The sequence below is a fragment of the Streptomyces sp. NPDC022552 genome (assembly GCF_055561875.1).
Window position 1 is genome coordinate 152549 of sequence record NZ_JBVHGJ010000012.1, and the last position, 26877, is coordinate 179425.

General features: G+C 71.0%; 21 protein-coding genes. 5 read left to right on the forward strand and 16 right to left on the reverse strand.

Features of this window, described 5'->3' with window-relative positions; translation table 11 throughout:
• Window positions 1–72: 72 nt before the first annotated feature.
• From ACZ3OF_RS27570 to nrdR, 3 genes are all read right to left on the reverse strand, one after another.
• Window positions 73–420, reverse strand: coding sequence for a hypothetical protein (locus tag ACZ3OF_RS27570; RefSeq protein WP_467307401.1), 348 nt, complete (start codon window positions 418–420; stop codon window positions 73–75).
• Window positions 421–649: 229 nt separating this feature from the next.
• Window positions 650–3538 (reverse strand): vitamin B12-dependent ribonucleotide reductase, encoded by a 2889-nt coding sequence (locus tag ACZ3OF_RS27575; RefSeq protein ID WP_467307403.1) that lies wholly within the window; start codon window positions 3536–3538, stop codon window positions 650–652.
• Window positions 3539–3701: 163 nt separating this feature from the next.
• Window positions 3702–4214: a transcriptional regulator NrdR gene (gene nrdR / locus ACZ3OF_RS27580; protein ID WP_361680622.1), complete on the reverse strand. Its 513-nt coding sequence runs from the start codon at window positions 4212–4214 to the stop codon at window positions 3702–3704.
• A gap of 480 nt (window positions 4215–4694) precedes the next feature.
• Between nrdR and lexA the strand changes: the two genes are divergently transcribed.
• A complete protein-coding gene (lexA, locus tag ACZ3OF_RS27585; RefSeq protein WP_361441655.1) occupies window positions 4695–5486 on the forward strand; it encodes a transcriptional repressor LexA in 792 nt (263 codons plus the stop codon).
• Window positions 5487–5669: 183 nt separating this feature from the next.
• On the opposite strand, the gene ACZ3OF_RS27590 is transcribed toward lexA, so the two are convergent.
• From ACZ3OF_RS27590 to ACZ3OF_RS27610, 5 genes are all read right to left on the reverse strand, one after another.
• Window positions 5670–7643 carry an ATP-dependent DNA helicase gene (locus tag ACZ3OF_RS27590; RefSeq protein ID WP_361680625.1) on the reverse strand — a complete coding sequence of 658 codons (1974 nt, stop codon included), beginning with the start codon at window positions 7641–7643 and terminating at the stop codon, window positions 5670–5672.
• 37 nt (window positions 7644–7680) lie between these two features.
• Window positions 7681–9510 carry an IucA/IucC family protein gene (locus ACZ3OF_RS27595; RefSeq protein WP_467307452.1) on the reverse strand — a complete coding sequence of 610 codons (1830 nt, stop codon included), beginning with the start codon at window positions 9508–9510 and terminating at the stop codon, window positions 7681–7683.
• A gap of 67 nt (window positions 9511–9577) precedes the next feature.
• Complete coding sequence (locus tag ACZ3OF_RS27600) at window positions 9578–10366, reverse strand: GNAT family N-acetyltransferase (protein WP_467307407.1); 789 nt, start codon at window positions 10364–10366, stop codon at window positions 9578–9580.
• A gap of 81 nt (window positions 10367–10447) precedes the next feature.
• Window positions 10448–12319 (reverse strand): IucA/IucC family protein, encoded by a 1872-nt coding sequence (locus ACZ3OF_RS27605; RefSeq protein ID WP_467307409.1) that lies wholly within the window; start codon window positions 12317–12319, stop codon window positions 10448–10450.
• A 42-nt stretch (window positions 12320–12361) separates the two neighbouring features.
• Window positions 12362–13870 (reverse strand): diaminobutyrate--2-oxoglutarate transaminase family protein, encoded by a 1509-nt coding sequence (locus tag ACZ3OF_RS27610; protein WP_467307411.1) that lies wholly within the window; start codon window positions 13868–13870, stop codon window positions 12362–12364.
• A 321-nt stretch (window positions 13871–14191) separates the two neighbouring features.
• On the opposite strand from ACZ3OF_RS27610, the gene ACZ3OF_RS27615 reads away from it, so the two are divergent.
• Both ACZ3OF_RS27615 and ACZ3OF_RS27620 read left to right on the forward strand, forming a co-directional pair.
• The gene (locus ACZ3OF_RS27615; RefSeq protein ID WP_361680634.1) at window positions 14192–15367 is read left to right on the forward strand and encodes a trypsin-like serine peptidase; all 1176 of its coding nucleotides are present in this window, start codon (window positions 14192–14194) and stop codon (window positions 15365–15367) included.
• Window positions 15368–15521: 154 nt separating this feature from the next.
• Entirely contained in the window at window positions 15522–16682 is a 1161-nt protein-coding gene (locus ACZ3OF_RS27620) for a trypsin-like serine peptidase (RefSeq protein ID WP_361680637.1), read from the forward strand.
• A gap of 111 nt (window positions 16683–16793) precedes the next feature.
• On the opposite strand, the gene hflX is transcribed toward ACZ3OF_RS27620, so the two are convergent.
• The 6 genes from hflX to miaA form a co-directional block, all read right to left on the reverse strand.
• Window positions 16794–18287: a GTPase HflX gene (gene hflX, locus ACZ3OF_RS27625; RefSeq protein ID WP_361680640.1), complete on the reverse strand. Its 1494-nt coding sequence runs from the start codon at window positions 18285–18287 to the stop codon at window positions 16794–16796.
• A gap of 118 nt (window positions 18288–18405) precedes the next feature.
• A complete protein-coding gene (locus ACZ3OF_RS27630) occupies window positions 18406–19899 on the reverse strand; it encodes a M1 family metallopeptidase (protein WP_467307415.1) in 1494 nt (497 codons plus the stop codon).
• 95 nt (window positions 19900–19994) lie between these two features.
• Complete coding sequence (locus tag ACZ3OF_RS27635) at window positions 19995–22127, reverse strand: RelA/SpoT family protein (RefSeq protein ID WP_361680646.1); 2133 nt, start codon at window positions 22125–22127, stop codon at window positions 19995–19997.
• A 218-nt stretch (window positions 22128–22345) separates the two neighbouring features.
• On the reverse strand, window positions 22346–23221 hold the full coding sequence (gene dapF / locus ACZ3OF_RS27640; protein WP_361680649.1) for a diaminopimelate epimerase: 876 nt from the start codon (window positions 23219–23221) through the stop codon (window positions 22346–22348).
• 65 nt (window positions 23222–23286) lie between these two features.
• Window positions 23287–23751, reverse strand: a complete 465-nt coding sequence (locus ACZ3OF_RS27645; RefSeq protein ID WP_361680787.1) for a hypothetical protein — start codon at window positions 23749–23751, stop codon at window positions 23287–23289.
• A 107-nt stretch (window positions 23752–23858) separates the two neighbouring features.
• Entirely contained in the window at window positions 23859–24797 is a 939-nt protein-coding gene (gene miaA / locus ACZ3OF_RS27650) for a tRNA (adenosine(37)-N6)-dimethylallyltransferase MiaA (RefSeq protein ID WP_361680652.1), read from the reverse strand.
• Between the two features lie 182 nt (window positions 24798–24979).
• On the opposite strand from miaA, the gene ACZ3OF_RS27655 reads away from it, so the two are divergent.
• Window positions 24980–25294 carry a hypothetical protein gene (locus ACZ3OF_RS27655; protein WP_361680655.1) on the forward strand — a complete coding sequence of 105 codons (315 nt, stop codon included), beginning with the start codon at window positions 24980–24982 and terminating at the stop codon, window positions 25292–25294.
• A gap of 53 nt (window positions 25295–25347) precedes the next feature.
• On the forward strand, window positions 25348–25677 hold the full coding sequence (locus ACZ3OF_RS27660; protein WP_361680658.1) for an antitoxin: 330 nt from the start codon (window positions 25348–25350) through the stop codon (window positions 25675–25677).
• Window positions 25678–25819: 142 nt separating this feature from the next.
• Here ACZ3OF_RS27660 and ACZ3OF_RS27665 read toward each other — a convergent pair whose 3' ends face one another.
• Both ACZ3OF_RS27665 and ACZ3OF_RS27670 read right to left on the reverse strand, forming a co-directional pair.
• Window positions 25820–26527, reverse strand: a complete 708-nt coding sequence (locus ACZ3OF_RS27665; protein WP_361680661.1) for a class III extradiol dioxygenase subunit B-like domain-containing protein — start codon at window positions 26525–26527, stop codon at window positions 25820–25822.
• 10 nt (window positions 26528–26537) lie between these two features.
• Entirely contained in the window at window positions 26538–26870 is a 333-nt protein-coding gene (locus ACZ3OF_RS27670) for a hypothetical protein (RefSeq protein WP_361680664.1), read from the reverse strand.
• Window positions 26871–26877: the final 7 nt, after the last annotated feature.

The window sequence follows — 26877 nt, forward strand, 5'->3', positions numbered from 1 at the left end:
CGGAGGGCAGCTGAGAGCCGGCGAGGGAGCCCCGTAGATCGAGTTCCGGCGCGACGGAGTCGACGAGCCACGTCAGCCGTTCGTGGCCGGCCGCCGGCCCCTCCCGGGCCGTGTCACGCCACTCCGCACGAGCAGGTCGAGATACGACCTCCTGGCCTCGCCCCAGCGTGCCGCGAGACCGGCGTCGTCCGACCAGGCGGGAACTTCCGTACCCAGGTAGCGAGCGACCGTCGTCGCCGTGCAGTAGCGCTCGACCATCGGCCCCAGGTGCCCGAGGTGGCGGACGTACGCCTCCAGCACCGTGACCGCGTGCGGGTAGTGGCGAAGAGACGCGTCCGGCGTCAGACGATGCAGCCGGAGTGCATGCTCGAACAGCGTGGTCGGGGATCCGGGCTCTGCTGTCCCGGACGTCTCGCTCACAGGCGGACGGACGACTCGATTCTCTTGGTCATGCCCAGAACCCTGTTACCGCCGCCCTCCCGGCACAAGGCCTGGCGGGCGGCCGGCTGGTGCGCTCTGGTCGTGCGCGCAGTGCGGCAGCGAGCCAGCGGGGCACCACGAACGCCGAGGGCGGCGGCGCCGACGAATCGGCACCACCGCCCTCATGCGGGAGCATCACCCGGAGCTGAGCCCGGGGTCAGCCGCAGGATCAGCTGCAGCCGCTGGTCGAGCCGCAGCCCTCGCAGATGTAGCAGGAGCCGGCCCGCTGCATCTTCGTACCGCAGGAGAAGCACAGCGGGGCGTCCGCGCTGATGCCCAGCTGCATCTCGACGAGCTCCGCCGAGGTGTGCGCCTGCTTCGGGGCCGGGACCTCCACCTTCGGCGGGGTCGAGACGGCCTTCAGGGTCTCCGTCTGACGCGGGGCGGACTGGGCGAGGCCCTCGACGTCCATCTCGTCGTCGGCGGGCTCGTAGGAGCCCGTCTCCAGGTGACGCTGACGCTCCTCGGCCGAGTGGATGCCGAGCGCGGAGCGGGTCTCGAAGGGCAGGAAGTCCAGCGCGAGACGGCGGAAGATGTAGTCGACGATCGACTGGGCCATCCGCACGTCCGGGTCGTCCGTCATGCCGGCCGGCTCGAAGCGCATGTTGGTGAACTTCGAGACGTACGTCTCCAGCGGGACGCCGTACTGCAGACCGACGGAGACGGCGATGGAGAAGGCGTCCATCATGCCGGCGAGCGTCGAACCCTGCTTGGACATCTTCAGGAAGACCTCGCCGAGACCGTCGTCCGGGTAGGAGTTGGCGGTCATGTACCCCTCGGCGCCACCGACCGTGAAGGAGGTGGTGATCCCCGGGCGGCCCTTGGGCAGACGCTTGCGGACCGGGCGGTACTCGACGACCTTCTCGACGGCCTCGCGGATCGTCGCCTCGGCCTTCGCGGTGACCTCGGTCTTCTCCTCTTCCTTCTTCTTCGCGGAGAGGGGCTGGCCGACCTTGCAGTTGTCGCGGTAGATGGCGAGCGCCTTGACGCCCATCTTCCAGGCCTCGAAGTAGACCTCCTCGACGTCCTCGACCGTGGCCGTCTCCGGCAGGTTCACGGTCTTGGAGAGGGCGCCGGAGATCCACGGCTGGATGGCGGCCATCATGCGGACGTGGCCCATCGCGGAGATGGAACGCTCGCCCATGGCGCAGTCGAAGACCTCGTAGTGCTCGGTCTTCAGACCGGGGGCGTCGATCACATTGCCGTTCTCGGCGATGTGGGCGACGATCGCCTCGATCTGCTCCTCCTGGTAGCCCAGGCGGCGCAGGGCCTGCGGGACGGTGCCGTTGACGATCTGCATCGAGCCGCCGCCGACGAGCTTCTTGAACTTGACCAGGGCGAGGTCGGGCTCGAGGCCGGTGGTGTCGCAGGACATCGCGAGACCGATGGTGCCGGTCGGGGCGATGACCGAGGCCTGCGCGTTGCGGAAGCCGTTCTTGGCGCCGAGGCGGATCACGTCCTGCCAGGCCTCCGTGGCCGCGGCCCAGATCGGCGAGTCGAGGTCGTCCATGCGGACGGCCACGGTGTTCGCGTCGGCGTGCTGCTTCATGACGCGCTGGTGCGGCTCGGCGTTGCGGGCGTAGCCGTCGTACGGACCGACGACCGCGGCGAGCTCGGCGGAGCGCTTGTACGAGGTGCCGGTCATCAGCGAGGTGATGGCGCCGGCCAGGGCGCGGCCGCCGTCGGAGTCGTACGCGTGGCCGGTGGCCATGAGCAGGGCGCCGAGGTTGGCGTAACCGATGCCCAGCTGACGGAAGGCGCGGGTGTTCTCGCCGATCTTCTGGGTGGGGAAGTCGGCGAAGCAGATGGAGATGTCCATCGCCGTGATGACCAGCTCGACGACCTTGGCGAAGCGCTCGGAGTCGAACGACTGGTTGCCCTTGCCGTCGTCCTTCAGGAACTTCATCAGGTTCAGCGACGCGAGGTTGCAGGACGTGTTGTCCAGGTGCATGTACTCGCTGCACGGGTTCGAGCCGTTGATGCGGCCGGACTCGGGGCAGGTGTGCCAGTGGTTGATCGTGTCGTCGTACTGGATGCCCGGGTCGGCGCAGGCCCACGCGGCCTCGGCCATCTTGCGGAACAGCGCCTTGGCGTCGACCTCTTCGATGACCTCGCCGGTCATACGGGACGTCAGGCCGAACTTGCCGCCCTCCTCGACCGCCTTCATGAACGTGTCGTTCACGCGGACCGAGTTGTTGGCGTTCTGGTACTGGACGGACGTGATGTCGTCGCCGCCCAGGTCCATGTCGAAGCCCGCGTCACGCAGGGCGCGGATCTTCTCCTCCTCCTTGACCTTGGTCTGGATGAAGTCCTCGATGTCGGGGTGGTCGACGTCGAGGATGACCATCTTGGCCGCGCGGCGGGTGGCGCCGCCCGACTTGATCGTTCCTGCGGAGGCGTCGGCGCCGCGCATGAAGGAGACCGGGCCGGAGGCGTTGCCGCCGGAGGAGAGGAGCTCCTTGGAGGAGCGGATGCGGGAGAGGTTCAGGCCGGCGCCGGAGCCGCCCTTGAAGATCATGCCCTCTTCCTTGTACCAGTCGAGGATCGACTCCATGGAGTCGTCGACGGACAGGATGAAGCAGGCGGAGACCTGCTGCGGCTGCGGCGTGCCGACGTTGAACCAGACCGGCGAGTTGAAGCTGAAGATCTGGTGCAGGAGGGCGTACGCCAGCTCGTGCTCGAAGATCTCGGCGTCGGCGGGCGAGGCGAAGTAGCCGTACTCCTCCCCGGCCTTCGTGTAGGTCTTCACGATCCGGTCGATGAGCTGCTTCAGACCGGTCTCGCGCTGCGGGGTGCCGACGGCCCCGCGGAAGTACTTGCTGGTGACGATGTTGACCGCGTTCACCGACCAGAAGTCGGGGAACTCGACGCCACGCTGCTCGAAGTTGACCGAGCCGTCGCGCCAGTTGGTCATGACGACGTCACGACGCTCCCAGACCACCTCGTCGTACGGATGCACGCCAGGGGTGGTGTGGATGCGCTCGATACGCAGGCCCTTGCTCGCCTTGGCTCCCTTGGCGCGGGAACCTCGTGCCGGACCGCTCGCCGTCTCTGTCATGCCGCCTCCCATATACGGGCAAAACACACTTAAATGCCCAGATAATCCCAGGGCACTGTCTTCTTTGTCTGCTGTCGCGAGCCCCACTCGGGACGCTCGTGACACGTCTTTTTCGGCCGCGAAGCGACCGGCCACGACCGGACCCCTCGGTCCGGTCCGCCGGTCAGTCGGCGGCGGTGGCGGGAACGGGGACCTCGGGGGTCGCCCCGGTCGCCCTGTTCTCCCCGGAGGGCCGTCGCTCGCGGAGCTCCGCGACGGCGGCCTCGAAGTCGTCGAGGCTGTCGAAAGCCTTGTAAACGGATGCGAAGCGCAGGTACGCGACCAGGTCGAGCTCCTGCAACGGGCCGAGGATGGCCAACCCCACGTCGTGGGTGGTCAGCTCGGCGCTTCCGGTGGCGCGCACCGCCTCCTCGACCCGCTGGCCGAGCTTGGCGAGGGCGTCCTCGGTCACGGGGCGCCCCTGGCACGCCTTGCGCACGCCGGAGATGACCTTGGTGCGACTGAAGGGTTCGGTGACGCCCGAGCGCTTGATCACCATGAGCGAGCACGTCTCGACCGTCGTGAAACGACGGGAGCAGTCAGGGCACTGGCGGCGGCGTCGGATCGACGTCCCGTCGTCGGTGGTGCGACTGTCGACGACACGGCTGTCGGGGTGCCTGCAGAAGGGGCAATGCATGGTTCCGACCCTCCCTCACGGCACGACTGAATAGCCTCGCCGAGCCCGTCAAGGCCCCTCGAAGCGACCACCAGCATAGGCGATGCGGGCACCCCCGGCCGACGGGGGACCACAACTTGTAGGTGGCTGATGCAATCCAACCACTAGATCTGGGGTTGGGCCCGATTTCCGGCACTTCGCGCGTGTCGCGCGACCCGTGCGCGGAGGACCGGCCACGAGGGTACGGGAACCGCGCGGTTCCGCAGATTCGGACCCCGCGGGTGCGAGACTGGGAGGGCACCCCCCGCCCACATACGGGCCGACGCTGAACGGTACCGTAATGACCGAATTGCTACTGGCGCCCGGGCCTGCGTATACACCCAGCCGCGCATATACGTAAGGCAATCTGCGTTTTTTCACTCGAACGTGTGTTTGGCGCAACCTTTCGAAAGCCACTACCGTTGTGCCAGCCAGGGAGACCATTCGAGAGGGGCCGCCGACGTGACCACCACCGCAGACAGTGCCACCATCACTGCCCAGGACCGCTCCCAGGGCCGACTCGAGGCGGTGCATGCCATGAATGACGCAGCCATGACCGGAGACGGCGAGCCTGGGCGACCTACGCGCTCGTTGCCCGGCCGACCTCCAGGCATCAGGGCCGACAGCTCCGGCCTCACCGACCGGCAGCGCCGGGTGATCGAGGTCATCCGGGACTCGGTCCAGCGGCGCGGCTACCCGCCGTCGATGCGGGAGATCGGTCAGGCGGTGGGCCTCTCCAGCACCTCCTCCGTGGCTCACCAGCTGATGGCGCTGGAGCGCAAGGGCTTCCTGCGCCGTGACCCGCACCGCCCCCGGGCGTACGAGGTGCGCGGCTCCGACCAGCCGAGCACCCAGCCGACGGACACGACGGGTAAGCCCGCCGCGTCGTACGTTCCCCTCGTCGGCCGGATCGCCGCCGGTGGCCCGATCCTCGCCGAGGAGTCCGTCGAGGACGTCTTCCCGCTCCCCCGGCAGCTCGTCGGCGACGGCGAGCTCTTCGTCCTGAAGGTCGTCGGTGACTCGATGATCGAGGCGGCGATCTGCGACGGGGACTGGGTCACCGTCCGTCGGCAGCCGGTCGCGGAGAACGGCGACATCGTCGCCGCCATGCTCGACGGCGAGGCCACGGTCAAGCGATTCAAGCGCGAGGACGGCCATGTCTGGCTGCTGCCGCACAACGCGGCGTACCAGCCGATCCCTGGTGACGAGGCCACCATCCTCGGCAAGGTCGTGGCGGTACTGCGGCGGGTGTGACACCACCCCGCCGGCACTGACCGGGCCCCGGAACCCACTGCGCCGGTTCCGGGGCCCTGCTCTGTTCATGGGGGCCTCGCCCGGCCCGCGGGCCTGCGCCGGCTTCCTGCGTTCCTGTCTCGTCCTGGGGTCCTGCCGTATCGCCGCAGGACCCCTGGCCCGGTCTCGCTCGGGCCGGACTCGTCAGACCCCTGCCGCCTTCGAGGCGGCATCGATCGCCGCCAGGGACTTCCGCACCTGGTTACGGTCCGTCGTGTACCAGAAGTCGGGCAGCGAGGCCTTGAGGTAGCTGCCGTACCGCGCCGTGGCCAGCCGCGGATCGAGTACGGCGACGACGCCACGGTCACCCGTGGCCCGTACGAGACGTCCCGCGCCCTGGGCCATCAGCAGGGCCGCGTGGGTGGCGGCGACGGCCATGAAGCCATTGCCGCCCGCGTCCTCGACCGCCTTCTGGCGGGCGCTCATCAGCGGGTCGTCAGGGCGCGGGAAGGGGATCTTGTCCATCACGACCAGCTGGCAGCTGGCGCCCGGGACGTCCACTCCCTGCCAGAGGGAGAGCGTCCCGAAGAGGCACGTCTGCGGATCCGCGGAGAAGTTCTTGATCAGCTCACCGAGCGTGTCCTCGCCCTGGAGCAGGATCGGGAACTCGGGGATCCGGGAGCGCAGCTCCTCGGCGGCCAGCTGGGCGGCGCGCATCGACGAGAACAGACCGAGCGTCCTGCCGCCCGCCGCCTGCATGAGTTCCGTGAGCTCGTCGAGCATGTCGGTACGGTCGCCGTCCCGGGCGGGGCGGGCCAAGTGCTTGGCGACGTAGAGGATCCCCTGCTTGGGGTAGTCGAACGGTGATCCGACGTCGATGCCCTTCCACACCGGCATGTCGTCGCCCTGGGTGCCTTCGGGGGCCAGGCCCAGCGAGGCCCCGACGCCGTTGAAGTCGCCGCCCAGCTTCAGGGTGGCCGAGGTGAGGACGACGGACCGGTCCGCGAAGAGCTTCTCGCGGAGCAGCCCGGACACGGAGAGCGGGGCGACCCTGAGCGAGGCACCGAACCGGTCGTGGCGTTCGTACCAGACGACGTCCCACTCGGAGCCCTGCGTGATGCGCTCGGCGACGCCGTGCACGGTCTCCACGGAGGCCAGGGCCTGCTTGCGGACGGCGTCCTCGTCCTGGACGGACTTGTCCCGGGTGGAGCCGAGCGCCGAGATCACCGCGCGCGCGGCGTCGCGCAGCGCCATCAGGGCGTAGCCCAGGTCCTCCGGGATCTCCTCCAGGCGGCCCGGCAGCGCCAGCTCCATGAGCCGCTCGAAGCCCTCCGCGGCGGTCTGCAGCTGGTCGGCGACCTTCTCGTCGACCAGCTTCGCGGCGCGGCGGACCGCGCGGTTCACCTGGCCGGGGGTGAGCTCGCCCGTGGCGACGCCCGTGACCCGGGAGACCAGCTCGTGGGCCTCGTCGACGATCAGCACTTCGTGCTGCGGCAGCACGGGGGCGCCTTCGATCGCGTCGATGGCCAGCAGCGCGTGATTGGTGACGACGACCTCGGCGAGCTTGGCTCTCTCACGGGCCGCCTCGGCGAAGCACTCCGCCCCGTACGCGCACTTGCTGGCGCCGAGGCACTCCCGCGAGGAGACCGACACCTGGGCCCAGGCGCGGTCCGAGACACCGGGCGTCAGATCGTCCCGGTCGCCCGTCTCCGTCTCGTCCGACCAGTCGCGGAGCCGCAGCAGGTCCTGCCCCAGCTTGCTGGTCGGGGCGGCGGCCTCGAACGGGTCGAAGAGGCCCTCCTCCTCGTCCTGCGGCACCCCCTCGTGGAGGCGGTGGAGGCAGAGGTAGTTCGACCGCCCCTTGAGCATCGCGAACTCCGGGCGCCGTCGCAGCTGCGGGTGCAGGGCGTCGACCGTGCGGGGAAGATCGCGCTCGACCAGCTGGCGCTGGAGCGCCAGAGTGGCCGTGGCGACCACCACGCGCTCACCGTGCGCCAGGGCCGGCACCAGATAGCCGAGGGACTTTCCGGTGCCGGTACCGGCCTGGACCAGCAGGTGGGAGCTGTCGTCGATGGCCTCGGCAACAGCCTCGGCCATGGTGACCTGGCCGGGCCGCTCCATACCGCCGACGGCGGTGACGGCGGCGTGCAGGAGGTCGGGGAGGGATGGCTTCGTCATAGCGCGTCCACCCTACGGCGCGGCACTGACAGTCGGATCACGCGAGCGGATTCGGGACCGTTCCGTGGACGGCGGCGTGCGGCCGCTCGGGGCGGTCGCGGTAGCCGTCCAGGTGCAGACGGTTGCGGTTGAGACAGAGCCGCTCGATGCGCGGCGTGAGGAGATCGAACAGCTCGAACCGTTCCTTCAGCTCGGGGAAGCGTGCCTGATGGCGCAGGATCTCGGCCCGCACGAGGGCCCAGAAATCACCTTCCGGCACGGCGAGTTGCTCTTCGCAGAGCGGAGCCAGGTAGCGGAAGACGCCGACGAACAGCCCTGAATGGATGAACTGGGTGAGGAACTCGGGCTCCTCGGTGAGCAGGACGGCCCGGACGTCGTCCGGCATCGACTCGTGCTCGGGCAGCGGGTGGTCGCTGATGTTGACGTCGTCGACGAAGTCCTTGATCGCCAGGCGTACGGGGACGTCACGGTCGTCGTAGACGACGATGGCGTTCTCGCCGTGCGGGGAGAAGACGGTGCCGTACTGGTAGAGGAAGTGCAGCAGCGGGGGCAGCAGCGCGGCGAAGAGCCGTTGGAGCCAGACGGTGGGCGCGAGTCCGGATCGTTCGACGAGCTCGGCGACGAAGGCACGGCCGTGCGGATCGGTGTGCAGCAGTGCGGCCAGGGTCCGGGCGCGTTCGCCGGGCGGGAGCTTGAGCGGTTCACGCCAGATCGCGCCGAGGAGTTCCTTGTACTGGTACGGGACCTCGGGCAGCCGGTCGTAGAGAGGGTGCTCGACGGTGACCGAGGCGATCTCGCCGAGGAGGACGACGCCGCACTCGTCGCGCAGGAACGGGTCGGCGTCGCGGAGGCCGTGGACCCAGGAGGTGACGGCGGGCGCGGCGAGGGTCCGCTCCGTGGGGAGCCCGCGCCAGACGAGGGTGTTGAGCACGGAGAGCGGCAGCTTCACGGTGTGCCGGTCGGGCCTGCTCGTGTTGAGGAACGTACGGATGGATTGCTGCGGCATGCGCAGGTCGCCGTCGGCGGGAAGCGGCACGATCGTCCCTGCGGCGACCGCGGGGGCGTAGAGCGGAAGGATGACCTCGTCCCACTGCCAGGGGTGGACCGGCAGGAGGAGATACCTGTCGGGGTCGAGCCCGCGGTCCCGGAGCTCCGCCAGGAAGGCCTCGCGGACCTCGGCGTCCAGTTCGCGGTCGTAGAGCTGGTCGGGGGTGTCGAGGCCGGCGACTCCGCGGTAGGCGGCGAGGTCGGTGCTGACGGCGATCCAGGGGAGCCGGGCCGGGCGGCGGGCCTCGGGGGCCCAGCGCGCGGCGTCGGTGGCGGAGAAGCCGATCCTGCCTTTGTTGAGGACGAGCCAGGGGTGGCCGGTCTGGTGGCCTTCGAGTTCGGCGTACCCGAGGTCGGCGAGCTGATCGACGGTGAGGGCCGTCCGGTCGAGGCGTGCGTCGGCGGCGAGGGTGGTGGTGAGCTCGCGGATCAGATGACCGAGGGTGGCGCCGTCGAGGTTCAGCAGGCGACGGGCCCGGACGAGGAAGTCGAGGGGGTCGGTGAGCGGCCGTCCGTCGCGCACCAGGGAGCCGGGGTCGAGCCGCCAGCTTCCGTAGGCACCACGGCGGGCCGTGAAGGTCAGCGCGGAGCCGTCGTCGAGGCGGAGGAGGTAGGGCCGGAGACCCTCCGGGGCACCTGGGGTGCCGGTGGCCCCTGGGACGTCGGGCTCCGTGCCTGGCGCCGGGACGGGCTCGACGATCTCCTCGTACGCGAACTCGGCGATGGTCTTGACGAGCAGGCGCGAGGCGGCGCGGGTCCAGGCCTCGGGGGTCAGCTCGGCGGGTGAGAGCAGTGTGGAGTCATGGGTGGCAGGGGACATCGGCACGGGGACTCCTCGGGGTGGGAACCGCTGTGGGTCGAGCGGTGTATGTAAGGCAGAGAGGCGTTCACAGGACGTGACGAAGGGCCCGGTCGCGGACCATGAGGGCGGCTCGCTTGTCGGGGAGGTCGACTTCCGCGGAGAAGCGGAAGCCGGCGCTCAAGAAGGCTGAGACGGAAGGGGTGTTGCGCAGGTCGGGTTCGGCGATGACCCGCGTGCTGTGCGGACGGTGGTCGAGCGCGAGATCGGCGACGGCGCGGAGGAGCGTTGTGCCGACACCTCGGCCTCGGTCACCGACGCTGCCGAGGAGGAGGTGGACGCCGGTGTCGTGCGGACGGGCGGGATAGTGCCGGGCCAGCGGGTCGAGGTCGGCGCGGTAGATCTCGAAGTAGCTCATCGGGGTGGAGTCGAGGACTCCGAGGCAGGGCACGCTGCGGCCGTCGCCGTCGAGTTGGGCGCGGATGTGGGTGGCCGTGACGGTCTCGGAGCCGGAGAGCTCCCAGAAAGCGGCGACGGCCGGGTCGTTCATCCACCGTGTGATGAGGGCCAGGTCGCGCTCGAGCCTGACGGGCACGAGGCGGAACGTGCCGACGGGGGTCGTGGCGGGGCCCCAGGTGGCGACCGCGTCGAGGAGGTCGCCGTCGGTGGTTGCCGTGCCCTCGCCGGCCGCGATGAGGGCGACGAGTTCGTCCGAGAGGTGCAGGTCCAGGGTGTCCTCGCTGCCCGTTCCGGAAGCGGGCAGGGCGCCTCCGGTTCGGGTTACGGGGTCCGCGTCGGTATCCGGGCAGGCGGTGCCGGCACCGGCGCCGGCATCGGGGCTCGCGTCGGTGCCGGGACGCGCATCGGCGGGAGGCACGGTGGTGGTCTCCTCTCGGCGGGTTCGTTCGGATGGCGGTCCACGGCCGGTGACCTCAGCCGTGCGATCGGGGTGTGGCCTTCAGGAACGGAGGGGGTTGGTGATGGCGACGTAGACGGATTGGGTGTCGACGGGACCGACGAGTTCGTCGAGGCCGTGCAGACGGGTAAGGAGGTTGGCCTTGCAGCGCAGGGTCTCGGCCTCCAGAAGCCGGTGCGGCAGCGGGGAGCCGAGGCTCGTGGCGGAGGTGAGGAACTGGCGGAATGCGGCGAGCAGGACGCGTTCGTCGGCGAGGTGCTGGGCGCCGAAGGCGCCGATGAGTCCGAGGACGTTGTTGATGCCGAGGTAGTAGGCGAAGCGTTCGTCGGTGACCTGGTCGGAGACGAACGTGTCGCTGACGGACCCGATTCCTGGGAGGCGGCTCTCCAGCTCGTCGCGGCGTGACTCGCGGAAGTAGTAGCCCTGATTGTCGCGGTAGCGGCCGCCGATGGGCCAGCCGTCGGGGTCGAGGAGCACCAGGGTGTTCTGCTGGTGGGCCTCCAGGGCGACGCCGGCCACGCCGTCGAGCCAGAGGACGGGACGGACGACCTGGTCGAGGTAGCGCAGGAACCACTCCGCTGCGACGGCCGTCGTGGGGCGGCCGGTGCGGGCTGCCAGGCGGGTGACGATGTCGGCGAGGCGGGAGCGCATCCGCGTGGTGCCTGGCCAGGGGCGCGGGGCGGTGAGTGCGGCGATGCAGACGGCGTCGTCCCCTGCGGTGAAGGGATTGTGCCGGATCATCACGTCGAGGCCGGGGACGGGTTCGCCGTCCAGGGTGTCGACGGCGAGCCAGGCGGGGTCGCGGACGATGTCGAAGCCTGGGTGGGCGGCCTGCCACTGGTCGACGAGGCCGGTGCGCAGGAGCCGGTGGACCTCGACGCCGCGGTGGAGTTCCTTGCGGAGGTTCTCCCGGCGGGAGTTGGTGATGCGGACGCCGAGGGACAGCTTGAGCATCGTCCGGGCGCCGGGCCGGTGCACGGTACGGACGGAGGAGGTGGGGTGCCAGACGGCTCCGGCGGGGCCGAGGTCATGGAGGAGGCCGGATGCGAGAAGGGAGGCGACGGCGGGCCGGTGCGGCAGTTCGCGCGCCTGCCAGGGGTGCAGGGGCAGGGGGACGGTGCCCGTGGGCACGTCGAGTCCGTCGGCGAGGCCGGTGGCGAGCTGGGCGGCGGTGACGGCGCGGCCCTGTTCGGTCCAGGCGGAGTCGGAGGTCAGGACCTTGGGGTCGACGGCCATCCAGTGCAGCGGGAAGGAGCCGTACAGCTCGGGTGAGTAGAGCCGGGCCTCGGCGTCGGAGAGTCCTTCGCGGCTCTTGGAGGTGGGGTGGAGCGGGTGGCCGAGCAGCAGGGACTGCTCGGCGGTGAGGAAGAGGTCGGCTTCGGGTCCGGGGATCGGGCGGCGGCGCCGGTCGGTGATGAAGTCGGCGGTGCGGTGGGCCGAGTCGGCGACGCGGCCGACGAGTTCGGTGCCCTCGGGACGGCCGGTCTCGCGGCTGATCAGGGCGGCGACGGTGACGGCGTCGGCGCGGGGGGCGGTGGGATGCAGCCCCTCCAGGGCGGGCGGGCCGAAGCGGTGCCATCCCGTGTGCGACCAGTAGAGGACGGGAACGAGGAGGGCGGTGCCGCTGGCTTCGAGGGGGATGCGCAGGGTGGTGGAGCCCGGGGCGGGCAGGTTCTTCTCCCGTACCCAGCAGCGCAGCAGGTTCTCGATCGTCGCCGCATCGGCGGCGCGCCGCGGATCCGGGTCGTCGAGCGGGTCCTCGAGGATGCCCGCGCCACGCGCGACCGTGGGCGCGGTCGAGGGCTGGGTGTCGTACGGGCCGGAGTGCTGGCGCGGGACGGTGGCCTGCTCGACGGTGAGCGGGCCGCGTGCGGCGCTGCCGGTGTCGGACGCTTCGGAGGGGCTGGCGTTCACGGGAGGGGCTTCCTTGTGAGGGTGTCCGGGATCGGTCCGGGGTCAGTGGGACGGCCCGGTCGGCCCGGCCGATCCGGTGGTTCCAGTGGTTGCGGGGTTTCCAGTGGTTCCGGTGGTTCCTGTGGCGTTCCAGAGGTGAGCGGCGTGCGCGTGGGGGCGCGGGCGGTGGCCACGTTCGGCGGCGGCCAGGGCGTCGGCGAAGCGGTCGAGGACGGCCTCGGCCTGCTCGTCGGTCAGGGTGAGCGGCGGCAGGAGGCGGACGACACCCGAGTGACGGCCGCCGAGTTCGACGATGAGACCTCGGCGCAGGCACTCCTGCTGGACAGCCACGGCGAGGGCCTGGTCGACCGGTGGTGCGCCGGCGCCGGCGCCGGGGGTGTCCGGGTCCACGAGCTCGACGCCGATCATGAGCCCCCGGCCGCGTACGTCGCCGATGCAGGGGTGGGCGGCGGCCAGGCCCTGGAGGCGGCCCAGCATCCGCGCGCCCAGGGTGGCGGCGCGGTCGCTGAGCCGGTTCTCCCGTACGTACGCGAGGGTGGCGGCGCCGGCGGCCATGGCGAGCTGGTTGCCGCGGAAGGTGCCCGCGTGGGCCCCGGGCTCCCAGGCGTCGAGCTCCGCCCGGTAGACGATGACCGCGAGCGGGAGAGAGCCGCCGATGGCCTTGGAGAGGACCATCACGTCGGGGACGATGCCGCTGTGCTCGACGGCCCAGAAGGCGCCGGTGCGGCCGACGCCCGTCTGGACCTCGTCCGCGATGAGCGGGATCGACCGGGCCGCCGTGATCTCCCGCATGCGGCGCATCCAGTCGTCGGGGGCGGGGATGACACCGCCCTCCCCCTGCACGGGTTCGAGGATCATCGCGGCGGGGCTCGTCACCCCGCTCTTGGGATCGTCGAGGAGGTTCTCCGTCCAGCGCGCCGCCAGTTCGGCCCCGCGGTCGCCGCCGACGCCGAAGGGGCAGCGGTAGTTCTGCGGGTACGGCAGCCGGGCGACGCGTACGTCCGTCGCTCCACCCGACGCGTCCAGCGCACCGGCCGTCATGCCGTGGTAGGCGCCGGTGAAGCTGAGCAGTCCGCTGCGGCCGGTGGCCGTGCGGACGAGTTTGAGCGCGGCTTCGACCGCGTCCGTACCGGCCGGTCCGCAGAACTGGATGCGCGCGTTGTCGGCGAGTCCGGCGGGCAGCGTGGCGAACAGCTCGGTGGTGAAGGCGTCCTTGACCGGCGTGGCGAGGTCGAGGACATGGAGAGGGGCCCCCGAGTCGAGCACCTTCTTGATGGCTTCGAGGACCACCGGATGGTTGTGTCCGAGCGCCAAGGTCCCCGCGCCGGAGAGGCAGTCGAGGTAGCGCCGGCCGTCGGCGCCCTCGATGGTCAGGCCTCTGGCCCGCACGGGCACGATCGGCAGCGAGCGCGCGTACGTGCGCGCCGCCGATTCGCGCAACGACTGGCGGCGCAGGATGCCTTCGAGCGCGCCCGCCTCGCCGGTCCTCCGTTCGCCCTGGTGCGCCTGCACGGCCGCCGGTACGGCCGGAGCTGGTTCGGTCACGGCCACGGCTCGGTGTCCTCCCGCTGTAACAGTTGCGTTGCACATCGGTACGTTGCTCCGCCCTGCGAAGGGCAGCCTTGAACGCCTCCTCTGTGTCCCCCGTACGTACCAACGACGGGAACTCCCAAGGATCACGGGAGAATCTCAAGATCCTTTACGTGGCGGGGATCACGGCCGGGCAACGACCGCACGCCGACCGGAACCGTGGACCTGTTCGGTACCGTCCCCTCCGGCACCGGCATAGTGGGGGCCGCACTTCGGCGCCGGTCACGGCGCCACCACAGTTCACTCATGCACAAGTTGACGTAGTCCCAGGGGGATCACGAGATGCGATCGATTCGTCCGCTGCTGGCCGCGGCAGCCGCCGTCGCGGCGCTGACGCTGACGGCGACGGCCTGCGGCCCGACCGAGGAGAACGCGGGCGACAAGCCCAGCGCGCCCGCGAGCCCGTCCACCGGCGACAAGATCACGATTCCGGACGATCTCAAGGACCGGCTCAAGGAGCACGGGATCGATCTGGACAAGTGGAGGAACGGCGAGTGGAAGAACTGGGACCGCGACAAGTGGCTGCGTGAGGCGAAGGACTACGTCAACCCGATCATCGAGGACCTCTGGGACCCGGACCGGATGCGGGACGCGCAGCGCCCCGACAAGCCGGTCGAGGAGGAGGACATCTCGGGTGACGAGGGAGTGACCGACCCGACCCCCGCGCCGGTGAAGGCCAAGGGTGTACCTGCGGCGTACCACTCCAACGCCCCCGAGGCGGGCAAGGTGTTCTTCGACGGCCCCGAAGGATCGATGGTCTGCTCGGCCACGGTCGTGAAGGACCCGGCCAACCCCGGCAAGTCCAACATGGTGTGGACAGCGGGCCACTGTGTGCACGCCGGCAAGAAGGGCGGCTGGTACCGCAACATCGCCTTCGTGCCGTCGTACAACGACAAGGCGCTGCCGACCGCGCAGCTGGAGAACGCGACCCGCGAGCAGGTCGCGCCGTACGGCGTGTGGTGGGGCGACTGGGCCCAGACCTCCGAGCAGTGGATCTCCGAGGGCGCGGCGACGGGCGGTCAGGGTGCTCCGTACGACTTCGCGGTGATCCATGTGACGCCGGAGAAGGGGAGCACGGGCAAGTCGCTTGAGGAGACGGTCGGTTCGGCGCTCCCGGTGGACTTCAACGCTCCCGCGGTGTCGAAGATCGCGAACATGCAGGCGACCGGCTACCCGGCGGGCCCGCCGTTCGACGGCCAGAAGATGTACCAGTGCAAGGACAAGCCGGGCCGTCTCTCGGTGAAGGCGGATCAGCCGACGATGTACCGCATCGGCTGCACCATGACCGGTGGTTCGTCCGGTGGTGGCTGGGTGGCCGCGGGCAAGGACGGTCAGCCGGCGCTGGTGTCCAACACCTCGATCGGCCCGGTGACGGCGGGCTGGCTGGCCGGTCCGCGCCTGGGCGCCGAGGCCAAGGGCATCTACGACGAGGTCAGCAAGAAGTTCGCCGGCCGCTAGGCGGTCGGTCCGAGGGGCGGGACCCTGCGGGGTCCCGCCCCTTCCTACGGGCATACTGTCCACCGCAAGTGACGCGTCCATGGCAACGCGACCGTGGTATTCGGTCCGTGGCGTCGCCCGGACGCGGGAAACATCATCTGGGGGATCTCAACTCATGCGTTCCACACGACTCATACCGACGTTCGCCGCGCTGGCGTCGGCACTCGCGCTGACCGCCACCGCCTGCGGCCCGACCGAGACACCGGCGGCCGACAAGCCCGCGGCGGAGACGAGCGCGCCCGCCACCGGAGGCGGCGATGCCGGGCTTCCCCAGGACCTCGCCGACAAGCTGAAGAAGCACGGCGTCGACCCGGACAAGTGGAAGAACGGCGAGTGGAAGAACTGGAACACGGACACATGGCTCCGTGAGGCCGAGGACTTCGTCAACCCGGTGATCGAGGGGCTCTGGGACTCCCAGCGGATGCAGTCCGCGAAGAGCCCGGACCAGTCGATGGCCACGACGGCGGGCTCCGGGGGCAGCGACCCCACGCCGCGGCCCGTCCAGGCCCAGCGGGAGAAGACGCCGTACCACCGCAACGCGGCGCCGGTCGGCAAGATCTTCTTCGACTCGCCCCAGGGCCACATGGTCTGCTCCGGGACGATCGTGAAGGACCCCCGCCGGCCCGGGAAGTCGAACATGGTGTGGACCGCGGGCCACTGCGTCCACGCGGGTCAGCGCGGCGGCTGGTACCGCAACATCACCTTCGTCCCCGCCTACAACGACCTCGGCAAGTCGCCGGCGGCGCTGCGCAACGCCAAGCCGCACGAGGAGGCGCCGTACGGCCAGTACTGGGCCGACTGGGCCGTGACCTCGGGCGAGTGGATCCAGCGCGGTGGGTCACAGGGCGCGTGGCCGTACGACTACGCCGTGCTGCACGTGAAGCCGGCCCAGGGCAAGAAGTCCCTGGAGGAGACCGTCGGCGCGGCGCTGCCGGTCGACTTCTCGGCACCGACGCCGGCACAGGCCGGAACGGTGGGCGCGTGGGGCTACCCGGCGGCGCCGCCGTACAACGGTCTGATCATGCACAAGTGCCTGGACCGGGCGACGCGGCTCACCACGGCACCGGCCACGCCGACCATGTACCGCATCGGCTGCACGATGACCGGTGGCTCGTCCGGCGGCGGCTGGTTCCGTGCCCTGCCGAACGGTACGACCGCGCTGGTGTCGAACACCTCGATCGGCCCGGCCGGCGGCAACGGCTGGCTGGCGGGACCGCTGCTCGGCCGCGACGCGAAGAACGCGCACGAGATGGTGAGCAAGAAGTTCGCCCGCTGACCCGACGCGCTCGAGGTACCGGGCTCCGGCGGAGACCGGCCTACGACATGCGGAAGGCCCCGCCCCCGATGAGGGGGGCGGGGCCTTCCGTCTGTCGCGTGGGCGAACCGGTCAGTGAGCGGCCGGCACGTACGGCGTGAGGAACGCCGCCAGCTCCTCGTGCACACGCGCCTTGAGCAGCGTGCCCTCGGGCGTGTGCTCCTCGGAGAGCAGCTCGCCCTCGGCGTGCACCCGGGAGACGAGACCGCCTTCCGTGTACGGCACGAGTGCCTCGATCTCGACCTGCGGCCGCGGCAGCTCGGCGTCGATGAGCGCGAGCAGCTCCGCGATGCCCTCGCCCGTGCGGGCGGAGACCGCGATCACGTGCCGCTCGACCCGCAGCAGCCGCTGCAGAACGAGGGGGTCGGCCGCGTCCGCCTTGTTGACGACCACGACCTCCGGCACGTTCACCGCGCCGACGTCCCGGAAGACCTCGCGCACGGCGGCGAGCTGCTCCTCCGGGGCCGGGTGCGAGCCGTCCACCACGTGGAGGATCAGGTCGGAGTCAGCGACCTCCTCCATGGTGGAGCGGAACGCCTCGACGAGGTGGTGCGGCAGATGCCGTACGAACCCGACGGTGTCGGCCAGGGTGTACACCCGGCCGCTGGGCGTCTCGGCCCGGCGCACGGTCGGGTCGAGGGTGGCGAACAGGGCGTTCTCCACCAGCACACCCGCGCCGGTCAGTCGGTTGAGCAGCGAGGACTTGCCCGCGTTGGTGTATCCGGCGATGGCGACCGACGGAACCTTGTGACGGCGCCGCTCCTGCCGCTTGATGTCGCGGCCGGTCTTCATCTCCGCGATCTCCCGGCGCATCTTCGCCATCTTCTCGCGGATCCGACGCCGGTCGGTCTCGATCTTGGTCTCACCGGGACCACGGGTGGCCATGCCGCCACCGCCGCCGCCACCCATCTGACGGGAGAGCGACTGACCCCAGCCTCGCAGTCGCGGCAGCATGTACTGCATCTGCGCGAGCGCGACCTGCGCCTTGCCCTCTCGGGACTTGGCGTGCTGGGCGAAGATGTCGAGGATCAGGGCGGTCCGGTCGACCACCTTGACCTTGACGACGTCTTCGAGGGCGATGAGCTGGCCGGGGCTGAGTTCGCCGTCACAGACGACGGTGTCGGCGCCGGACTCGAGCACGATGTCCCGCAGCTCACGGGCCTTGCCCGAGCCGATGAAGGTCGCCGGGTCGGGCTTGTCACGGCGCTGGATCACGCCGTCGAGCACGAGGGCACCCGCCGTCTCGGCGAGGGCCGCGAGCTCCGCGAGGGAGTTCTCCGCGTCCTGCACGGTCCCCGAGGTCCATACGCCTACCAGCACGACGCGCTCCAGGCGCAGCTGCCGGTACTCGACCTCGGTGACGTCCTCGAGCTCGGTGGAGAGGCCCGCCACGCGCCGCAGGGCCGCGCGCTCGGAGCGGTCGAACTGATCGCCGTCCCGCTCTCCGTCGATCTCGTGGCTCCAGGCGACGTCCTCTTCCATCAGGGCATCGGCCCGAAGGCTCTCGGTGCGGCTCGTGTCCGCGAAGCTCTGCTCGTCCTGGGAAGGGGATGAAGAGGAGGTCATTTGATCCTTACGTCGATGGAAAGTCGTTGCGTCGATCACAACGTGTGACGGCACGGAAAGATTCCCGGGCCGACCGCGTCGTCGACCTGACGATGGTGACACGGTCGGCACGAGCCCGTCATCCGGGTTTCACCGCGCCCCGGACTTTCTCGACGGGCCGGGAGCGCCAGTCCGGGTGGCCGGGCATCGGCGGGGTCTTCTCGGCGTACAGCCAGCCGGCGAAGAAGGACGTGAGGTCACGCCCCGCGACGTCGGAGGCGAGCGCGGTGAAGTCGGCGGTGGTGGCGGTCGCGTCCTTGTGCTCGCTCACCCAGCGACGCTCCAGCTGCTGGAAGGCCTCCGCGCCGACCTCCTCGCGCAGCGCGTAGAGGACGAGGGCGCTCCCGTCATACACGACGGGACGGAAGAGGCTGATCTTCTGGCCGGGCGTGGGCGGCTCCGGGGCGGCGGGCGGCCCGCCGTCCGCGCGCCAGCCGTCGGAGGCGGCGTAGGCGGCCTTCATGCGCCGTTCCATGGACTGCCCCGCGGTCTCCTCGGCGTACAACGCCTCGTACCAGCTGGCGTGCCCCTCGTTGAGCCACAGGTCGGACCAGGTGCGGGGCGAGACGCTGTTGCCGAACCACTGGTGGGCCAGCTCGTGGACCATGATCGAGTCGACGTACCACTCCGGGAACCCGGGCTCGGTGAAGAGTCTTCTCTCGAAGAGGGAGAGGGTCTGGGTCTCCAGCTCGAAACCGGTGGTCGCGTCGGCGATCAGCAGCCCGTAGGTCTCGAAGGGGTAGCGGCCGACCTGGCCCTCCATCCACTCCAGGTGGGCAGGGGTGCGCTTGAGCCAGGGCTCCAGGACGTCCCGGTCGGCCGTGCGGACCACGTCCCGCAGCGGCAGGTCGTGCGGCCCCGTCCGGTGGACAACGGTGGTGCGGCCGATGGAGACCTGCGCGAGTTCGGTGGCCATGGGGTGGGCCGTGCGGTAGGTCCAGGTGGTGGTGGACCCGTCGGAGGTCCGGCCCGCGGGCAGACCGTTGGCGACGGCCGTGAGCGCGCCCGGGGCGGTGATCCGGAAGGTGAAGTACGCCTTGTCGGCGGGGTGGTCGTTGGAGGGGAAGACCCGGTGGGCGGCGTCGGCCTGGTTGGCCATGGCGAGGCCGTCGCCGGTCCGGACCCAGCCGCCGGCGTCGGCGGGGCCGGTGGGATCGCTGGTGTGGGTGACGGCGATGGTCATCGCGTCGCCGCTCTCGGTCGCCGTGGCGGGGGTGATCACCAGGTCTTCGCCGCTGGACTCGAAGGTCGCCGGCTCCCCGTCGACGGTCACGGAGGCGACCGTCCCGTGCGTGAAGTCCAGGTTGATCCGCTCCAGGTCGGCCGTGGCCAGCGCCTCGATCCGCGTCACGGCGGCGAGCGGTTCGGTGTTCTCACCGGGGTACGTGAGCGAGATGTCGTACGTGAGGACGTCGTAGCCGGGATTGCCGAGGTGGGGGAAGAGCGGGTCTCCGATGCCGAGCGGTGTCGGCGCGGGGAGGGCGGCGGCGACGAGCCCGGCCGAAGCGGCGACGAGGACGGCGGCGCGCAGCCATCGCGCGCGTGGGGAGGGGGTTCGGGGTGTGAGCGGCATGGGCTACGGCTACCAGTGCGTTCGCCACTCCCCCGGACGGCGCGCTCACCCGCCACCCGAAGGGGTCACCCCGCCACCACGGCTGACGTCGCTCGTCACTCGTCGTGCGTGGCGGGGTGGCGGGCGCGGCTGACGTCGTACACCCCCGGTACGTCACGCATGGCCCTCATCAGGGCGGGCAGACCTGCCGCGTCCGGAAGTTGCAGGGTGTACGTGTGCCGGACACGCTGTTCGCTCGGGGGCTCGACGGTCGCCGACACGACGGCGACACCCTCGCCGGCGATGGCCTCGGTGAGGTCGGCGAAGAGGCGCGGCCGGCCGAAGGCCTCGGCGACGAGCGTGACGCGGCACTCGGCGGTGTCGCCCCAGCGGACGGAGACGGGTGCGCGCCCCAGCCGTCTCATCGTGCCGACGGCCGCGCAGCCGATGCGGTGCACGGTGACGGAGCCGCCCCGCACCTGGAAGCCGGTGATCGCGTCGGGGGGTACGGGGGTGCAGCAGCCTGCCGGGCGTACGGCGGCGGCCGGAGCGCCGGGTAGGTCGGCGTGGAGCTTGGCGCCCGAGCGCCGGTCGGCCGTGACGGAGACGGGTGGCCTCGGGTCGGCCTCCGGCGCTCCGACGACTTCCGGGTGGGCCTGCAGCCAGGCCGTGATCGCGATCCGCGCGGCGGGTGTACGGGCGTGCTCCAACCACTCCGGAGAGGGCCCGGACGAGGAGTCCTGGGCGAGGAGCAGTTGAACGGTGTCGCCGTCGTTCAGGACCGTACTGAGCGTCGCCAGGCGGCCGTTGACACGCGCGCCCAGGCAGCCGTGGGCCGCGGCGCCGTGCTGGGCGTACGCGGCGTCGACACAGCTCGCACCGGCGGGCAGGCCGAGTGTGCCGCCGTCGGCGCGGAAGACGGTGATCTCCTGGTCCTCGGCGAGGTCGGCGCGCAGCGAAGTCCAGAAGGTGTCCGGATCGGGGGTGGACTGCTGCCAGTCGAGGAGCCGGGAGAGCCAGCCGGGGCGGGTCGGGTCGGCGCGCTCGCCGTCCTCGGCGGGTTCGACGCCGTCGCCTCCCGTCGGGGGCGTGTACGGGTTGCCCAGCGCGACGACACCGGCCTCCGCGACCTTGTGCATCTGGTGCGTACGGATGAGGACTTCGGCGACGGCCCCGTCGGGGGCGGCGACAGCGGTGTGCAGCGACTGGTACAGGTTGAACTTGGGGGCCGCGATGAAGTCCTTGAACTCGGAGATCACCGGGGTGAAACAAGTGTGGAGTTCGCCGAGGACGGCGTAACAGTCGGCGTCCTCGGCCACCAGGACGAGGAGCCGTCCGAAGTCGCTGCCCCGCAGGTCGCCGCGCTTGAGGCGGACGCGGTGGACGGAGACGAAGTGCCGGGGGCGGACGAGGACTTCGGCGCTGATGTCCGCCTCGCGCAGGACCGCTGCGACGCTGTCGGCGATGGTGGCGAGGGCGTCGCCCGCGCCGGTGTTCCCGGCGATGAGGGCACGGGTGTTCTCGTACTCCTCGGGGTGGAGGATCGCGAAGACGAGGTCCTCCAGCTCGCTCTTCAGCGCCTGGACGCCGAGCCGTTCGGCGAGCGGGATGAGGACGTCACGGGTCACCTTGGCGATCCGGACCTGTTTCTCGGGGCGCATCACACCGAGGGTGCGCATGTTGTGGAGCCGGTCGGCGAGTTTGATCGACATGACGCGGACGTCGTTGCCGGTGGCGACGAGCATCTTGCGGAAGGTCTCTGGTTCGGCGGCGGCGCCGTAGTCGACCTTCTCCAGCTTGGTCACGCCGTCGACGAGATAGGCGACCTCGTCGCCGAACTGCTCCCGCACCTGATCGAGCGTCACCTCCGTGTCCTCGACGGTGTCGTGGAGCAGGGCGGCGGTCAACGTCGTCGTCTCGGCGCCGAGTTCGGCGAGGATCAGGGTGACCGCGAGCGGATGGGTGATGTACGGCTCACCGCTCTTGCGGAACTGTCCGCGGTGGGAGGACTCGGCCAGGACGTACGCGCGGCGCAGCACGGCCAGATCGGCGTCGGGATGGTGGGCCCGATGGGCCTCCGCCACATGCCCGATGGCGTCGGGCAGCCGGTCCCTGGTGGTGGGTCCGAGCAGTGCGGCGCGGCCCAGCCGACGGAGGTCGAGCCTCGCACGGGCGCGGCCGCGACTGCGGGGAGCGTCGGAGCCCGTGGCCTCCGCTGCGCTCACAGGGTTGGTGGCCTCTGCACTCATGGGGCACCTCCGGCGACGTCGACCGGCGGTGGACGGGCAAGGCGTGCCCGCGGGGCCGGTGCTTGATGCTACCGACCCCACCACGTGGCGCAGTGCTGCTCTCGCTCAGCGTGAAACGGATCACCCATTCGAGCGAAGGATCAGTCGTTGACTGTTTCGAATCTGTCCGTCGGGTGCTTTTGGTGCTTACCGGTCTTATCGGTGAGCGTGCCGGAGGCTCAGTGGTCGGCGAGCCAGGCGGGGTCGATGGTGCCTTCGGCGACGATGACGGCCGGACCGGTCATCTCCACCTCACCGTCGGGGTGCTCGGTGATGGTCAGCGACCCGCCGAGGACGTCCACGGTGTACGCGACGGGCTCACCGCTCACCGAGGGGTCGACGCCGTCACGGCGGGCGGTGGCAACGGCGACGGCGCAGGCGCCCGTGCCGCAGGAACGGGTCTCGGAGGCACCGCGCTCGTGGACGCGCATGGCCACGTGGCGCGTGCCGCGGTCGGCGACGAACTCGATGTTCACACCGTCCGGGAAAACCTCGGCCGGAGCGTACGGGGGCTCGGTGAACAGATCACCGGCGTGGTCGAGGGACTCGACGAACGCGACGGCGTGCGGATTGCCCATGTTCACGTTGCGGGCGGACCAGCTGCGGCCGTCGACGGTGACGGTGACGCCGTCCTCGGGGAGCCGGGCGCGGCCCATGGCGACGGTGACGGAGCCGTCCTTGTCCAGGTGGACGCGCTTGACCCCGCCACGCGTGGCGACGGCGACCTCGCCGGCGGTGATGTGTCCGGCGTGCTCCAGATAGCGGGCGAAGACGCGGACACCGTTGCCGCACATCTCGGCGACCGAGCCGTCCGCGTTGCGGTAGTCCATGAACCACTCGGCCTCTTCGGCCATGGCGCGGGCCTCGGGGTGGGCCGCGCTGCGGACCACGTGCAGCACACCGTCGCCGCCGATACCGGCCCGTCGGTCGCAGATCCGCGCGACGACGGCGGCCGGCAGCTCGATGGCGTTGTCGGCGTCCGGGAGGATCACGAAGTCGTTCTCGGTTCCGTGGCCCTTGAGGAATGCGATGCCTGAGGTCTGTGTCGTGGTCACGGGATCAACTGTACGGGCCGGGTCCGACAGTCGCCCGGAAGATCCACCCCTCAGGCGGGGCCGCCTCAGCGGAGGCGGGCCACGCGCCAGACGGCCAGGGCGACCAGGAGCGCGCTGAAGAACACGTACAGGGCGATCACGCGCCAGTTCGGCCGCTCGCCGGAGCCGCGGGCCGGGAGCCCCGGCCAGGCGGAGCCGACCCTGCGGGCGGCCATCATGCCCCAGCCGGCCGCGCAGGAGCTGATCAGCAGGCCGAGCATGGCGACGACGGCACCGCCGTCACCGGACCCGAAGGCGAGGGGGAAGGCGAACATCAGCGAGCCGAGGGCGGCGAGGCCCACGATGGGCGCGAGCTGCCAGATCCGCAGGCGGCGCTGCGGCCGCAGCTCGACCTCGACCTCGTCGGCGTCGACCTCGACGGACGTGCCTTCGGCCTCGTCCGGACCGTCCGGGCTCAAACCGGGCGTGTCACCCGGAGCTTCGCCCGGGGCGGCTTCCTGCTGTTCTCTGTCGCGAGGGCCGGCCTCCATCGCCACGCGCCCTCCCACTCGGACTCCACTTGGTCGATCGATGCTCGATGATGGCACGCCAGAGACCCCTGGAATGACGGGCATGGCGTCCCGATGCCATCACGTGATCAGGCTGTGACCGCTCGTTCGACCAACGTCAGCGCATCCCGCGGGAGTTCCCCGCGGTCTTCCGCCGCTCCACTCAGCCAGTGGACCCGCGGGTCGCGCCGGAACCAGGAGTCCTGGCGGCGCGCGAAGCGCTTGGTGGCGCGTACGGTCTCCGCGCGCGCCTCGTCCTCCGTGCACTCCCCCGCGAGCGCCGCGAGCACCTGCTGGTAGCCGAGTGCGCGGGCGGCCGTACGCCCCTCCCGCAGTCCGCGCGCCTCCAGGGCGCGCACCTCGTCCACGAGTCCGTCCTCCCACATCCGGTCCACGCGCGTGGTGATCCGCGCGTCGAGCTCGGGGCGGGCCACGTCGACGCCGATCTGCACGGTGTCGTAGACCGAGTCCGGGCCGGGCAGATTGGCCGTGAACGGCTTGCCGGTGATCTCGATGACCTCCAGGGCCCGGACGATGCGGCGGCCGTTGCTCGGCAGGATCGCGCGCGCCGCCTCCGGGTCGGCCTCGGCGAGGCGGGTGTGCAGGACGCCGGAGCCCCGCTCCTCGAGCTCGGCCTCCAGGCGGGCGCGGACGACCGGGTCGGTGCCCGGGAACTCGAGCGCGTCGATGGCGCCCCGGACGTACAGGCCGGAGCCCCCGACCAGGATCGGGGTACGGCCCGCGGCGAGCAGCCGGTCGATCTCGGCGCGCGCGAGGCGCTGGTACTCGGCGACGCTGGCGGCCTCCGTCACGTCCCAGATGTCGAGGAGGTGGTGCGGGATGCCGCCGCGCTCTTCGAGCGTCAGCTTGGCGGTACCGATGTCCATCCCTCGATAGAGCTGCATCGAGTCGGCGTTGACGACCTCGCCGCCCAGTTGCTGGGCGAGGAATACGCCCAGATCGGACTTTCCGGCCGCTGTGGGACCGACGACGGCGATGACCCGCGGGGCGGGAGCTGCACTTCTCACCGTCACAGTCTCGCAAACCTCCCGGCAGGTCCCCGAATGAGCGACGTGACGGCGCGCAACCGGGTTCGTTGCCAGTTGCGAGGTTCCGACCGCCGGTTTCCGTACCGGCTGCGCCGGGTGGCGCAACAGGGCGCCCCGGGCGCCGCGGGGCTTTTCCCACACGAGTACGCTATGGAGTGGAAATGGGCGTTTTTGCAATGTTTCGGCGGAAGGGCAAGGAAGCTGCCGAGGCGTCGACGGAGGAGGCCCAGGCTGTCGTCGTGACGGACGCGCCGGAGGAGGCGGAGGCCGGAGCACCGAGCGGCGAGGCCACCGAGGCCGAGACGAAGGACGGCACCGGGGCGGGCTCGACCGCCGAGCCGGCCGAGGTGTCGGAACCGGGCGACGGGGAAGGCGTGGTGGAGGCCGTCGAGGTGGTCGAGGCCGTCGAGATCCCGAAGCAGCAGTCGGCGGACGAGGCCGCGGACAACGAGGCCGGAGAAAGCGCCCGGAAGTAGCGGTTCCTGGAGACAGGGCCCGGCAGACGGACTCACCGGAGGGAAGGTGACCCATGGGTCTCCTGGATTCATTGAAGGCCAAGCTCGCCCCGGCGAAGGAGAAGGTCTCGGACCTCGCGCAGCAGCATGAGGCCAAGATCGACCACGGGCTGGAGAAGGCGGCGAGGGTGGTCGACGAGAAGACCAAGGGCAAGTACAGCGCCAAGATCGAATCGGGCACCGGCAAGGCCAAGGGCGCCCTGGGGCGGATCGCCCACAAGGACGACGGCGGCACCGCGGGCCCGGGCACGGCTCACGGCGGCACCGCGGGCCCGGGCACGGTTCCGGGCGGCGGCCAGGGTCCGGCGACCCCGCCGACGCCGCCCACCCCGCCGGCCGCCTGACGCCTGACGTCCGGGATCACCGCCGGCCTCACCGCCCGGCGTCACCCGACGGTCCCTCCCACACGGCGGACGGCCACGGAGCGCGCGATGCTCCGCGGCCGTCCGCCGTTCTGCGCGCGCTCCGTGATGGGTGCTCGGGTCGCTACGACCAGGCGGCGACGAAGTAGCCGACGCCGTACGGGGCGGCCTCGTACAGCAGCCTGCCGTCGAGACCGGCGCCCTCGGCCGCGCCCGCGAGGACCTGCCAGGGGGCCCGGCCGGCCGCCTTCAGTTCGTACGCCAGCTTCTCGTCCAACCCGAGGAGGGCGTCCACATCCGCCGCGCCCAGCGCCCGGGCGGCCTCCACGTCGAAGGCGGCGGCACGCTCGTCCAGGTAGCCGGGCGCCTTGAGGGTCCGGCAGGCACTGCCGTCCCCCATGACCAGGAGCGCGACACGGTCGGCCGCGACGGCCAGCCGGCGGCCGGTGGAAGCGCATCGGCCGGCCTCCAGCGGCTCTCCGACCCCGAGCCCTTCGACGGGAGCGTCGGCCCAGTCCGCACGCCGCAGCAGCCAGGCGGCGACGGCGAGGGACGTGGGCAGTCGGCGCTCCCCCGCCGGCCCGGATCCGAGCTGTACGGAGAGGTCGACACCGAAGCCCGCGAAGCTGCCGGTCGAACCGGCGGGGAACGTTCCGTGCGCTCCCTCGTCCGCGGGGCCGACGACATAGAGCCGGTCCGGCCGGGACGCGGCGAGCAGCCCGAGGGCATCGACGCAGGCCGTCCGGGCCGCGTCGAGCTCACCGGCGGCCCCTGCCGCCACGTCGGGCACGAGCAGGGGAGGACAGGGACAGACGGCTGCGGCGACAAGCATGATCCGCAGCCTACTGCGACGGGCTCCGGTCCATGGGCGGGACGCTGTCCCGCGGTTCCGGCGACGCGGGCGCGGGGTCGGCCGAATCGTGGACCTGTTCGGCGATGCTCAGCGTGATCAGCGTCTCCGACATGAGCCCCCTGACGATCAGCAGACAGCTGTCACCACTGGGGTACTGGTACACCTCGCGCGACTTCTCGCGCCACGGCTCGCAGAAGGTGAGCGAGACGGCGCGCATCGCCTCCTGCGCGTCCTCCCGTGATCCGGCGACTCTCCGGACCACTTCGCAGCGGTACGTGTCCCCATTGCTGCCGCGCTGCGCGACGATGATCCACTTTCCCATGACGGCC

What these genes read in the sequence shown, in the direction of transcription:
- ACZ3OF_RS27575 (WP_467307403.1), bottom strand. Translation starts at nt 3,538, where the DNA reads ATGACAGAGACGGCGAGCGGTCCGGCACGAGGTTCCCGCGCCAAGGGA.
- nrdR (WP_361680622.1), bottom strand. Translation starts at nt 4,214, where the DNA reads ATGCATTGCCCCTTCTGCAGGCACCCCGACAGCCGTGTCGTCGACAGT.
- ACZ3OF_RS27590 (WP_361680625.1), bottom strand. Translation starts at nt 7,643, where the DNA reads ATGACGAAGCCATCCCTCCCCGACCTCCTGCACGCCGCCGTCACCGCC.
- ACZ3OF_RS27595 (WP_467307452.1), bottom strand. Translation starts at nt 9,510, where the DNA reads ATGTCCCCTGCCACCCATGACTCCACACTGCTCTCACCCGCCGAGCTG.
- ACZ3OF_RS27615 (WP_361680634.1), top strand. Translation starts at nt 14,192, where the DNA reads ATGCGATCGATTCGTCCGCTGCTGGCCGCGGCAGCCGCCGTCGCGGCG.
- ACZ3OF_RS27620 (WP_361680637.1), top strand. Translation starts at nt 15,522, where the DNA reads ATGCGTTCCACACGACTCATACCGACGTTCGCCGCGCTGGCGTCGGCA.
- hflX (WP_361680640.1), bottom strand. Translation starts at nt 18,287, where the DNA reads ATGACCTCCTCTTCATCCCCTTCCCAGGACGAGCAGAGCTTCGCGGAC.
- ACZ3OF_RS27630 (WP_467307415.1), bottom strand. Translation starts at nt 19,899, where the DNA reads ATGCCGCTCACACCCCGAACCCCCTCCCCACGCGCGCGATGGCTGCGC.
- ACZ3OF_RS27635 (WP_361680646.1), bottom strand. Translation starts at nt 22,127, where the DNA reads ATGAGTGCAGAGGCCACCAACCCTGTGAGCGCAGCGGAGGCCACGGGC.
- ACZ3OF_RS27645 (WP_361680787.1), bottom strand. Translation starts at nt 23,751, where the DNA reads ATGGAGGCCGGCCCTCGCGACAGAGAACAGCAGGAAGCCGCCCCGGGC.
- ACZ3OF_RS27655 (WP_361680655.1), top strand. Translation starts at nt 24,980, where the DNA reads ATGGGCGTTTTTGCAATGTTTCGGCGGAAGGGCAAGGAAGCTGCCGAG.
- ACZ3OF_RS27660 (WP_361680658.1), top strand. Translation starts at nt 25,348, where the DNA reads ATGGGTCTCCTGGATTCATTGAAGGCCAAGCTCGCCCCGGCGAAGGAG.
- ACZ3OF_RS27665 (WP_361680661.1), bottom strand. Translation starts at nt 26,527, where the DNA reads ATGCTTGTCGCCGCAGCCGTCTGTCCCTGTCCTCCCCTGCTCGTGCCC.
- ACZ3OF_RS27670 (WP_361680664.1), bottom strand. Translation starts at nt 26,870, where the DNA reads ATGGGAAAGTGGATCATCGTCGCGCAGCGCGGCAGCAATGGGGACACG.